This is a genomic window from Neobacillus phoenicis (genome assembly GCF_047302305.1).
GTDB lineage: Bacteria > Bacillota > Bacilli > Bacillales > Cytobacillaceae > Neobacillus.
In genome coordinates this window covers 143,918-155,932 of the sequence record NZ_CP154847.1, presented here as the reverse complement: position 1 = coordinate 155,932, position 12,015 = coordinate 143,918, and the positions used below count along the sequence as shown (strand labels likewise).

11 protein-coding genes are annotated in these 12,015 nt (G+C 42.3%); 9 read left to right on the top strand and 2 right to left on the bottom strand.

Features of this window, described 5'->3' with window-relative positions:
• Nucleotides 1-3 precede the first annotated feature (3 nt).
• From purM to purD, 4 genes are read left to right on the top strand one after another with little or no spacing between them, the layout of a single operon-like run.
• Nucleotides 4-1,038 (top strand): phosphoribosylformylglycinamidine cyclo-ligase, encoded by a 1,035-nt coding sequence (purM, locus tag AA0X95_RS00690; protein ID WP_413304304.1) that lies wholly within the window; start codon nt 4-6, stop codon nt 1,036-1,038.
• A complete protein-coding gene (gene purN / locus AA0X95_RS00685; protein WP_413304301.1) occupies nt 1,035-1,637 on the top strand; it encodes a phosphoribosylglycinamide formyltransferase in 603 nt (200 codons plus the stop codon). The genes purM and purN overlap by 4 nt, the downstream gene beginning before the upstream one ends.
• Entirely contained in the window at nt 1,612-3,150 is a 1,539-nt protein-coding gene (purH, locus tag AA0X95_RS00680; RefSeq protein ID WP_413304299.1) for a bifunctional phosphoribosylaminoimidazolecarboxamide formyltransferase/IMP cyclohydrolase, read from the top strand. The genes purN and purH overlap by 26 nt, the downstream gene beginning before the upstream one ends.
• 15 nt (nt 3,151-3,165) lie before the next feature.
• The gene (gene purD, locus AA0X95_RS00675) at nt 3,166-4,437 is read left to right on the top strand and encodes a phosphoribosylamine--glycine ligase (RefSeq protein WP_413309780.1); all 1,272 of its coding nucleotides are present in this window, start codon (nt 3,166-3,168) and stop codon (nt 4,435-4,437) included.
• Here purD and AA0X95_RS00670 read toward each other — a convergent pair.
• Together AA0X95_RS00670 and AA0X95_RS00665 are read right to left on the bottom strand one after the other, a co-directional pair.
• Nucleotides 4,434-4,547 carry an EYxxD motif small membrane protein gene (locus AA0X95_RS00670; protein WP_374121015.1) on the bottom strand — a complete coding sequence of 38 codons (114 nt, stop codon included), beginning with the start codon at nt 4,545-4,547 and terminating at the stop codon, nt 4,434-4,436. The two genes, purD and AA0X95_RS00670, sit on opposite strands and share 4 nt — an antisense overlap.
• Before the next feature lie 426 nt (nt 4,548-4,973).
• Complete coding sequence (locus tag AA0X95_RS00665) at nt 4,974-5,279, bottom strand: DUF2892 domain-containing protein (protein WP_413304297.1); 306 nt, start codon at nt 5,277-5,279, stop codon at nt 4,974-4,976.
• A gap of 167 nt (nt 5,280-5,446) precedes the next feature.
• Between AA0X95_RS00665 and AA0X95_RS00660 the strand changes: the two genes are divergently transcribed.
• The 5 genes from AA0X95_RS00660 (at nt 5,447) to pcrA (ending at nt 12,003) form a co-directional block, all read left to right on the top strand.
• The gene (locus AA0X95_RS00660; RefSeq protein WP_413304294.1) at nt 5,447-7,195 is read left to right on the top strand and encodes an adenine deaminase C-terminal domain-containing protein; all 1,749 of its coding nucleotides are present in this window, start codon (nt 5,447-5,449) and stop codon (nt 7,193-7,195) included.
• A 54-nt stretch (nt 7,196-7,249) separates the two neighbouring features.
• The gene (locus AA0X95_RS00655) at nt 7,250-8,305 is read left to right on the top strand and encodes a DUF3048 domain-containing protein (RefSeq protein ID WP_413304292.1); all 1,056 of its coding nucleotides are present in this window, start codon (nt 7,250-7,252) and stop codon (nt 8,303-8,305) included.
• Between the two features lie 27 nt (nt 8,306-8,332).
• The gene (locus AA0X95_RS00650) at nt 8,333-8,647 is read left to right on the top strand and encodes a YerC/YecD family TrpR-related protein (protein WP_413304289.1); all 315 of its coding nucleotides are present in this window, start codon (nt 8,333-8,335) and stop codon (nt 8,645-8,647) included.
• Between the two features lie 332 nt (nt 8,648-8,979).
• Nucleotides 8,980-9,663: a heptaprenylglyceryl phosphate synthase gene (locus tag AA0X95_RS00645; protein WP_413304286.1), complete on the top strand. Its 684-nt coding sequence runs from the start codon at nt 8,980-8,982 to the stop codon at nt 9,661-9,663.
• 72 nt (nt 9,664-9,735) lie between these two features.
• Entirely contained in the window at nt 9,736-12,003 is a 2,268-nt protein-coding gene (gene pcrA / locus AA0X95_RS00640; protein WP_413304284.1) for a DNA helicase PcrA, read from the top strand.
• Nucleotides 12,004-12,015 lie beyond the last annotated feature (12 nt).

The following is a 12,015-nucleotide window of genomic DNA, read 5'->3' as shown; positions in this document are numbered from 1 at the left end:
GGCATGACAAACGCATATAAACAAGCAGGCGTGAATATCGAAGCAGGGTATGAAGCTGTGGAACGTATGAAAAAGCATGTCCAAAAAACAGCAAGAGCCGGTGTCATCGGTGGATTGGGCGGATTTGGAGGCATGTTTGACCTATCCGCGCTCCAATTGAAAGAGCCAGTTCTGGTGTCAGGCACCGACGGGGTTGGGACAAAGTTAAAGATTGCTTTTATGATGGACCAGCACGATACCATTGGGATTGATGCGGTTGCGATGTGTGTGAATGATATCGTTGTCCAAGGAGCAGAACCTCTTTATTTTTTAGATTATATTGCGTGTGGGAAGGCCCTTCCTGAAAAAATTGAGGCTATTGTAAAAGGCATTGCAGATGGCTGCGAGCAGGCAGGATGTGCGTTGATTGGCGGCGAAACAGCAGAAATGCCGGGACTTTATCGTGAAGACGAGTATGATCTAGCCGGTTTCACTGTTGGGGCGTGTGAAAAGCAAGCGCTAATTACGGGTGAAGACATAAAGCCAGGCGATGTGTTAATTGGATTAGCTTCAAGCGGTATCCATAGTAACGGCTACTCCCTTGTCAGAAAAGTATTCAATAACTGGTCATTGATAGAATATGTAAATGAACTAGAGTGTACCTTAGGGGAAGAGTTACTCAAACCGACCAAAATCTACGTGAAGCCTATTTTATCAGCGCTAAAAAAATTCAAGCTGAACGGAATGGCACATATCACGGGCGGAGGGTTCATAGAAAATATTCCGCGGATGCTTCCTGCTGGTCTTGGTGCAGAGTTGATCGAAAAAAGCTGGCATATCCCAGCCGTATTTAAGCTGATATCTGAGGTTGGACAAATTGGATACAATGAGATGTATAATGTGTTTAACATGGGTATCGGAATGGTTGTCGCTATTGACCGGGAACATGCTGCAGAATTAGTTCAGCATTTCGAAGAAGCTGGGGAAACAGCTTATGAAATTGGCGTAGTCACTGACCAAGAAGGCATACACATTAAAGGATTTGGTGAGTGGGAATGAAACGATTTGCTGTGTTTGCATCAGGAAGCGGGAGTAATTTTCAGGCGATCGTAGATAAAGTTCAATCTGGGGATCTGACGGCCGAACTAACATTGTTAATTTGCGATCAACCAGGAGCGAATGTGATTGAAAGAGCGAGGCAGGCCCGAATCCCAACATTTGTGTTTCGTCCAAAGGAATATCCGAGCAAGGCAGACTATGAGAAAGAAATTTCTTTACTGTTAAAAGAAAGAAACATCGATTTTATCGTACTTGCTGGATACATGCGCTTAATAGGTCCTACCTTGCTTAAAGAGTTCGAGGGGCGGATTGTCAACATTCATCCTTCTTTGCTTCCGGATTTTCCCGGCAAAGATGCCATTGGCCAGGCCTTAGCGGCTAAAGCCAAGTGGAGCGGGGTTACTATCCATTACGTGGATGAAGGCATGGATACGGGACCCATTATTGTGCAGGAACGAATTCGCTTAGAGGATCAGGAGACACGTGAAAGCCTGCAAGAGAAGATTCAAGCGATTGAACATAAGCTCTACCCATCTATTCTACAAATGTTGTTAACAAGAGGAGAGGTCGTACATGAAGAAAAAACGCGCACTTATTAGTGTTTCTGATAAAACCGGTGTAGGAGAATTTGCTAAGGAATTGGTTGCTCTTGGCTTTGAAATTATTTCAACCGGCGGGACGAAAAAGATGCTTCACGAACAGGGCATTCCTGTATTGGGCGTGAATGATGTTACTGGATTCCCAGAAATTTTAGAAGGACGCGTGAAGACATTAAATCCATATATTCATGGTGGATTGCTTGCTAAACAAGATATTACGGATCATCAGCAGCAGCTCGAGGAGCACGGAATAGAGCCGATTCAGCTTGTTTGTGTCAATTTGTATCCATTTCAGCAAACGATTGAGAAGCCGGATGTAACAGTGGAGGACGCGATTGAAAATATTGATATCGGCGGTCCAACCATGCTTCGTGCCTCAGCGAAAAACCATCAATATGTCACGGTTGTAGTGGATCCGGCTGACTATCCGACAGTGATCGCTGAATTGAAGACTAATGAAGAAACAACTCTTGAAACAAGAAGAAAACTGGCGGCAAAGGTATTCCGTCACACAGCGGCCTACGATGCACTGATTGCAGGCTACATGACCGACTTAGCACAAGAAGAAACGCCTGAGAAATTAACTGTTACATATGAATTGAAGCAGACATTACGCTACGGAGAAAATCCACATCAGAAAGCTGCTTTTTATAAAAAGCCACTTGGCTCTGTGTTTTCCATTGCTTATGCTGAGCAGCTTCATGGTAAAGAGCTTTCCTACAACAATATCAATGATGCCGATGCGGCACTGCAGATTGTAAAAGAATTCACTGAGCCAGCGGCTGTTGCCGTAAAGCATATGAATCCATGTGGAGTTGGTACAGGAACAACAAGCTTGGATGCGTTTAATAAAGCATTTGCAGCAGACCCTGTATCGATTTTTGGCGGAATTATTGCTTTCAACCGTGAAGTGGATGCAGAAACAGCTAGAAAACTTCACGAGATCTTTTTAGAAATTATCATTGCACCGTCCTTCTCGGAGGAGGCATTATCTATTCTTACAAGTAAAAAGAACCTTCGTTTGTTAACGATTTCGTTTGATGGTGTGAAGAAGCTGGAACAGAAAATGACAACTATCGAAGGGGGATTACTAGTTCAAGACCAGGATCGCTTTACCCTAGATGATGCTGTTGTTAAAGTAGCGACGAAGAGACAGCCGACAGATGCAGAATGGGAAGCATTAAAGCTAGGCTGGAAGGTCGTGAAGCACGTAAAATCCAATGCCATCGTTGTGGCAAATGAAGATATGACCATCGGGATTGGTGCCGGCCAAATGAACCGTGTAGGAGCGGCAGAAATTGCATTGAAACAGGCAGGAGAAAAAGCGGAAGGTGCAGCGCTTGCATCAGATGCATTTTTCCCAATGGATGATACCGTTGAAGCAGCAGCTAAAGCAGGTATTACAGCGATTATTCAGCCAGGTGGTTCGATCCGAGACGAGGATTCGATTAAAAAAGCAGATGAATATGGAATTGCTATGGTGTTCACTGGGGTAAGACATTTTAAACACTAAGTGGGGGTGTGTATGATGAAGGTCCTAATCATTGGCCGCGGTGGCAGAGAGCATGCTTTATGCCGAAAAGTAAGTGAAAGCACGTTGGTTGAAAAAGTCTTTGTCGCACCTGGAAATGATGGAATGGTGGATGTCGCTGAGCTTGTTTCTCTTGAGGAATCACAGCATGAGCAATTGATTAGATTTGCCCAAGAGCATGAAGTGGGCCTGACTATTATTGGACCGGAAGTCCCTCTCCTAGCAGGTCTGGCTGACAAGTTCGAAGAAGCTGGCTTACTTGTGTTCGGCCCTCGTCAAGTAGCGGCGGAAATTGAAGGAAGTAAATCCTTTGCGAAGGAACTCATGAAAAAATATCAGATTCCAACAGCTGATTATGCTGTCTTTACTTCCTTTGAAGAAGCACGTGATTATATCGAGGAAAAAGGAGCGCCTATTGTGATAAAAGCCGATGGTTTAGCGGCTGGAAAAGGTGTAACAGTGGCCTTCACAAAAGAGGAAGCCTTGGCAAGTCTTGAGGAAATGCTTGTTGGTGCGAGATTTGGCGAGGCCTCTTCTCGCGTGGTCATTGAGGAATTCCTTAGCGGCGAGGAATTTTCGCTTATGGCATTGGTGAATGGTGAAGTGGTCGTTCCACTGGAAATCGCTCAGGACCATAAGCGTGCGTTTGATGGGGATCAGGGACCGAATACGGGTGGTATGGGGGCTTATTCACCTGTACCTCAAATTGGAAGGGACATGGTAAAAACAGCTATCGAGACTGTTCTAATCCCGGTTGCAAAAGCAATGGTACAGGAAGGCAGGAGCTTTTGTGGTGTTTTATATGCGGGGCTAATTGCAACAGCTGAGGGTCCAAAGGTTATTGAGTTTAATGCCCGTTTTGGTGATCCGGAAACCCAAGTTATTTTACCTAGATTACAATCGGATTTAGTGAAAGTGATGGTTGAGCTGTTAGAAGGCGGCCGTCCTCAGCTCGAATGGTCGGAAGAGGCAATGGTTGGTGTCGTTGTGGCAGCAAAAGGATATCCTGAAGAATATGAAAAAGGTGCTGTGCTAACAGGATTGAATGAGTTTACTGATGAAGTATTTACTTTTCATGCGAGTTCTTTGAAAAATGCATCCGGTGAATTCATCACGAATGGTGGAAGGGTCTTGCTTGTTGGTGCTAAGGCAGAAACGCTGCAAGCAGCGCAAGAGAAGGTCTATCAAGAGATGGAAAAGCTTCAGTGTGACGGAGTTTTTTATCGGAAAGATATTGGGGCAAAAGCAATGCAACCCGTTATTGGCTAACGGGCTCGTCTTTTACTGGAGCGGCGCATATAGGTGTAGAGTAAGGCTACAATGCTGCCGATTATCACAATCAACACAAATGACATATGACTTACGTATTCCCAAAACATCATCATCGACTCCTATCAGGGAGGCTGACTCAGGTAAGGGGCTTATGCAAGCCCTTTAGCATTGAGTGAGCCTCTGTTTTTGTGTGACTCTCTGTTAAAAAAATTGCTTATATGGGCCCGATTTCCGTCTCGGAACGACGAGAAAGGTCGCGTAGAGAGGTCCTATGAACCCGTTTCCCTCTAAGAATGACAATAAATGTCGCATAGAGAGGTCCTATGAACCCGTTACCTTCTCGGAATGACGAGAAAGGTCGTATAGAGAGGCTCTATGAACCCGTTTCCCTCTAAGAATGACGAGAAAAGTCGCATAGAGAGGATCTATGACCCCGATTCCTTCTCTGAACCACAAGAAAGGTCGGGTAGAGAAGTCTATTGAGCCTGAATTCCCTTTCAAAACGGCGAAAAACGTCACGTAAAACCCCACATCTAAGACGGGTTATAAGGAAGTACCTCTTCTCCTTCAAAATCCTCTAACCCTTCCATGCTATTCCTTGACTCGTTTGCAGGGTCATCAACCTGCATTTTATGCTGATATTGTTCATATAATGCGGTTAATGGGCAATAGCGAACTATGCCTTCTGCAACTTTCATTGCACCCAAGAATGCAGCCAATAAATAAGAATCTCTCCAAGGTCGTTTTACTAGCTTCGAGGTGCTCCAAGCAAGAATTGTTAGCCCAAAGGTAATCCGAATTAGCGCATTTAAAATTCCAATATTTGGTCGGATGTTCAAGTTGTTCACTCCTTCACAATATTTTTACAATATTTATCAATTCTTTAATGCGTTAAATGATAAAATATGATACTATAGTAACTAAAGAAATTTTGTAAGGGCTTTCTTTATGATTAAATCAAGTTTTTAACATAGATATAGTTTGTTTGAAAAGGGAGGGATATGGTATGCTAGAACAACGCTACCGCTGGAAAAACAAAAACTTACGCATGCATGTATCCGTTTTAGATGGGAAAACTTCTCCAACCATCCTGTTGAAAAACGCCTTATATTTAAATCAGACATTCCGTCAATGGATGAGAGCAAATATTTGGATTTACGATGACCGCATTGTCTATGTCGGCGAGAACCTGCCTGGACATATTAATGAGAATTGTGAAATCATTGATTGCACAAATGAGATTTTAGTTCCGGGTTATATTGAACCACATGCGCATCCGTTTCAACTATATAATCCCCTAACATTGGCTGCCTATGCATCCCAGTTTGGAACGACAACATTGATTAATGACAATATGGCACTCATTTTACATTTGAAAAAAAGGGAAGCGTTTTCATTATTGCGGGACCTCCGCTCGATTCCTTCCACGATGTTTTGGTGGTGTCGGTTTGATTCACAAACGGAAATTTTGAATGAAGAGGAAAAATTTTCGCATAGTAATATTAAAACGTGGCTTGAGCATGATGCCGTGCTGCAAGGCGGAGAACTTACCGGATGGCCAAAACTGCTTGATGGCGACGATATGATGCTTCATTGGATTCAAGAAGCGAAACGAATGCGGAAGCAAATTGAAGGTCATTTTCCAGGTGCTTCTGAAAAAACGTTGGCGAAAATGATGCTGTTGGGCGCTGATTGCGATCATGAAGCCATGACAGGGGAAGAGGTTTATAACCGTTTGATGCAAGGGTATATGGTGTCACTAAGGCACTCTTCCATTCGTCCGGATCTTCCACAGTTATTGGATGATATGAAGCGTTTAGGCATTGAGGCATATGATAGATTACTATTCAATACAGATGGCTCATCTTCTGCCTTTTATGAACAAGGAATCACGGATCACATGATTCGAATGGCAATTGAAAAAGGGGTGCCCATTATAGATGCCTATAATATGGCAACTGTGAATATAGCAAGATACTATAATATCGACCATCTACATGGGAATATCGCAACAGGTCGGGTAGCTAATATTAACTTCCTATCAAGTATTGAAAATCCAACCCCTGTATCTGTCCTAGCAAAAGGAAAATGGGTAAAACGGGATGGTGTGAAGGTGGAAGAGGCGTATCCTGGGGTGGATTGGAAGGACTACGGCTTGAAGCCAATGGAGTTAGATTGGGAGTTATCCATGGATGATTTACAGTATTCGATGCCGTTCGGAATAAAAATGGAAAACTCAGTTATTACAAAGCCTTATTCCATCTCCATTGATGTCTCTGGGGATGAACTTCCACCAGACCATGACGAATGCTTTTTTACATTAATAGACCGTAATGGAAAATGGAGAATTAACACACTGTTAAAAGGCTTTGCAACGAAGCTGTCCGCACTAGCAAGCTCGTTTTCTAATACGGGTGACATTATTTTAATCGGAAAAAATAAACAAGATATGCTTCATGCTTTTAATAGAATGAAAGAATTAGGCGGAGGCATAGTGGTGGTAGAGGAAGATAACGTGGTTTGTGAGCTTCCGCTTTATTTAAGTGGACTCATGTCAGACCTTCCGATGGAAGAGTTAATGCAGCAGGAAAAGAGTTTATTTACAGTCTTAAAGGAAAGAGGCTATTCCTTCTCTGATCCGATTTATAGTCTGTTATTCTTTTCTTCCACACATTTGCCATATATTCGCATAACTCAGCAGGGAATGTATGATGTTATGAACAAAACAGTACTCTTTCCTTCGATAATGCGTTAAACTGTAAATAAGTAAAGAGTTAAAGTGTGAAAGTGAAATAGGGGTGTTCTATACATGAAGAAATGGGCTGTTGCCATGGCAGCTGTCCTGTTACTGTTTTCAGGTTGCAGTAATAAGGAAAAAGAGAAAGTACAAGAAACAGTAAAAAAAGAAAAAGTGGTTGAAAAGGTAGAAGAAAAAGAGCAAGAGAAGCAAGAATACCCTTATTTTTATCCACTAACAGGCATAGGTTCTACAAGCGAAACAGATGGAAGAGCCGTTGCTGTTATGGTTAATAATCATCCAAAAGCAAGGCCGCAATCAGGTCTGAATAAGGCTGATGTGGTGTATGAGGTGCTTGCCGAGGGTGATATTACCCGCTTCCTTGCCGTCTTTCAAAGTGAAAAGCCGGAAAATATTGGACCTGTTCGCAGTGCACGGGATTATTATGTTAATCTTGCCAAAGGACTGAATGCCCTTTATGTTGCCCATGGCTGGAGTGAAGAGGCAAAGAAGATGCTGGAAGGAAATGTTGTGGATAATATAAACGGAATGGTTTATGATGGTACCCTGTTTAAGCGATCCAAAACCCGAAAAGCACCTCACAACTCCTATATTACTTATGATAATATACTAAAGGGAGCAGAGCAGAAGAAGTATTCAATGGAAAAAAGTCCCCCGAGTTTTACATTTATGTCTGAGGATGAGAGAAAAAATGTAACCGGGAATGAAGCCACATCAGTGAAGATTAGTTATTCAAAGGGTGGGATATCGGACTCTGTACTGGAGTTCGACAGTACTACTGGCAAATATAAGCGCTTCTCAGGTGGGGAGCAGACTGTTGATTTAGACACCAATGAACCAGTTTTACTGGATAATGTAATTATAATTGAAGCCGTCCATAAAATCATTGATTCCTATGGCCGCAGGGATATTGACTTGCAGTCAGGAGGAAGAGCCTACCTCATCCAAATGGGGAAGGTGAACGAAGTAGAATGGGCGTATAGAGATGGTCTGATTGTTCCTGTGAAAAATGGGAAAGAGGTTCCTTTGGTTCAAGGGAAGACTTGGGTCAATGTGGTCCCAAAAACTCCTGGAATTGAAACAAGTGTTTCTTTTAATGTCAAATAAACAATTTATCTTAAAGGGGTAAACAATATGCAAATTAATAAATTACGTGGAAAAGAGCTTGACCAATTGTTCCAAGCTGTTCTTTCATTAAAGGATTTGGAAGAATGCTATCGCTTTTTCGATGATTTGTGCACAATCAACGAAATTCAATCATTAGCACAACGTTTGGATGTAGCGAGAATGCTGCGTGAAGGCAATACGTATCACAAGATTGAAACGGAAACAGGTGCAAGCACAGCAACGATTTCACGTGTGAAGCGCTGCTTAAACTTTGGAAACGATACGTATGAAATGGTTCTTGAACGCCTCAAAGATGAAAATAGTAAAACCAGTAACGAATAAACAAACCGAAGAGGCTAATCTTCGGTTTTTTCTTTTTATATAACGTTTTGATAAAGCATACTGTTGTTTCAGACACCCTGTTGATTGGAGCGGAAGGCGCGAAGACTCCTGCGGGAGTACGGGGCAGGGGAGACCCCGCAGGAGCAAAGCGACGAGGAGGCTCCCCGGCACGCCCGCGGAAAGCGAAGCGCCTGGAGAGGAATTCAACAGGCATGTTATTGCCAAATACACATTGGATATCTTTTCTATAATTACTATTACTGTTTTGTTTTTTATCGAAAGGGCAAATGCTATAATGGTGTAATGGATTACTGAATGGGAGGATCTTTGGGATGTATGATTTTCGCGAGTGGCGGCATGTCTTTAAACTCGATCCAAATAAAGAAATAACAGATGAGCAATTAGAAAAAATTTGTGAGTCTGGTACGGATGCAGTGATTGTAGGAGGTACGGATGGAGTAACACTCGAGAACGTCCTTGATCTAATGGCAAGAATTCGCCGTTATACGGTTCCATGTGTCCTTGAAGTTTCAAGTATCGATACGGTTACACCCGGTTTTGATCTTTATTTTGTACCTACCATATTAAATAGCAATGATCCAAACTGGATTACCGGGTTGCATCATCAAGCAGTTAAGGAATATGGTGAAATCATCGATTGGGAAGAATTCGCCATGGAAGGGTACTGTATCTTAAATGAAGACTGTAAAGCGGCTAAACTGACATCAGCTAACGCTCAATTAACAACCGAGGATGTTAAGGCATATGCAATGATGGCTGAAAAAATGTTTCAGCTCCCAATCTTCTATTTAGAATATAGTGGCAAATACGGGGACCCAGCATTAGTGGCAGAGGTCAAAAAAGTTCTTGACCAAACCACGTTATTTTATGGCGGGGGAATCGCTACGGTTCAGCAGGCAGAAGAAATGGCCAAGCATGCCGATGTCATTGTAGTCGGAAATGTGATTTATGACGATTTTGAACAAGCACTAGAAACCGTAAAAAGTGTCAAATAGATATTTGCTTCAGAGCAAAATTAACGATATGATAAAAATAAGAACAAATGTTTGTAAATGGTGGTGGATAGAATGCAATTTTTAACAGACAAGCTATTAAACGGCCTGAACCCGGAACAACAGAATGCCGTAAAAGCAACAGACGGACCACTTCTTTTAATGGCAGGTGCCGGAAGTGGTAAAACAAGAGTACTAACGCATCGAATCGCTTACTTAATAGTAGAAAAGCGCGTCAATCCTTATAATATTTTAGCAATTACCTTCACGAATAAAGCGGCAAGAGAGATGAAAGACCGTATCGGAAAAATGATGGGTGGTGCCGCTGAGGAAATATGGATTTCTACCTTTCACTCCATGTGTGTAAGAATTCTGCGTAGAGATATTGACCGCATGGGCTTTAACCGTAATTTTACTATTCTTGATACAACAGACCAGCAATCCGTGGTAAAAGGGATCTTGAAAGAAAAAAACATTGACCCGAAAAAATTTGATCCCCGTGCGATTCTGGGCTCAATTAGCTCGGCTAAAAACGAACTCATTGACCCAGAAGAGTTTAAAAAGACAGCAGGCGGGTATTTTGAACAAGTGGTCAGTGATGTGTATGAAGAATACCAGAAGCGGCTACGTAAAAACCAAGCACTTGATTTTGATGATTTAATTATGATGACAATTCAATTGTTCACTCGTGTACCGGAAGTGCTTGAATATTATCAACGGAAATTCCAATATATTCACGTGGATGAGTACCAGGATACGAACAGGGCCCAGTATATGCTTGTTAAACTATTAGCCAATCGTTTTAAAAATTTGTGCGTCGTAGGTGATTCAGACCAGTCCATCTATAAGTGGAGGGGAGCGGATATTGCCAATATCCTTTCCTTTGAAAAAGACTACCCGAATGCAACAGTTATTTTACTAGAGCAAAACTATCGATCAACTAAGAGAATTCTTCTCGCTGCCAATAAAGTAATTGAGAACAATATGAACCGCAGGGCTAAAAATCTGTGGACAGAAAACCCAGAAGGAAACAAGCTCGTTTATTTCCGTGCCGATAGTGAACAGGGAGAAGCGCAGTTTGTTGCGGGGAAAATTAAAGAATTAACAAGAGATCAGAATGTGTCGCTGTCAGATATTGCAATTCTCTATCGTACTAATGCACAATCCCGTGTAATGGAGGAAGTGCTGCTGAAATCCAATATTGAATATAGCATTGTCGGCGGTATTAAGTTCTATGACAGAAAAGAAATTAAGGACATGCTCGCTTATTTACGTCTGATTTCTAATCCTGACGATGATATAAGCTTACAGCGTGTCATTAACGTACCGAAACGTGGGATCGGCTCAAGTTCACTTGATAAAATTGCCGATTTTGCAGGCATGCATGACTTATCCTTATATCAAGCGTTAGACTCGATTGAATTAATCGGCTTAAGCCCGAAAATTACAAAGGCCGCAAGAGAGTTCCGTGATTTAATTAAAAATTACACGAATATGCAGGAATTCCTTTCTGTAACAGAATTAGTAGAAGAAGTCCTGGATAAGACTGGATATCGCGAAATGCTGAAAGCGGAAAAGTCACTTGAAGCACAAAGCCGTCTTGAAAACCTTGAGGAATTATTATCGGTTACGAAAAACTTCGAGGATTCCAGTGAGGATAAAAGTCTGGTTGCTTTCTTAACGGATTTGGCTCTTGTTGCTGATATTGATTCACTAGATGAGGATGGTGAAAAGGCCGATACCATCACACTTATGACCTTGCACTCTGCAAAAGGTTTGGAATTCCCAGTGGTTTTCCTCATTGGCCTAGAAGAAGGTGTATTCCCGCATAGCCGCTCCCTTATGGAAGAAGCGGAGATGGAAGAAGAACGTCGTCTTGCTTATGTAGGAATCACAAGGGCAGAGAAGAGCCTATTTATAACCAACGCTCAAATGAGAACATTATTCGGTAGAACGAATATGAACCCTGCATCAAGGTTTATTTCTGAAATTCCAGAGGATTTAATTGAAGGAATTGAGCCCGAGAGACGTATGAATACGCCATTTAATTCTGGCGGAGGAAGAAGTTTTGGTGGTTCAGGGTCTTCCTTTGGACAAGCGAAAAGTACATTTAGTACACCAACTACCCCGAGAAAACCAGTGATGCGTCCAGTTTCAGCTGCTTCTGGTGGAGAGGATGTCGGCTGGAAGGTTGGCGATAAAGCAGAACATGGTAAGTGGGGAATTGGAACGGTCGTAAGTGTGAAAGGACAGGGAGAAGGAACGGAGCTTGATATTGCGTTTCCAAGCCCAGTAGGTATCAAACGTCTATTAGCTAAGTTTGCACCTATTAAAAAAGCATAATCCTTCATGCTA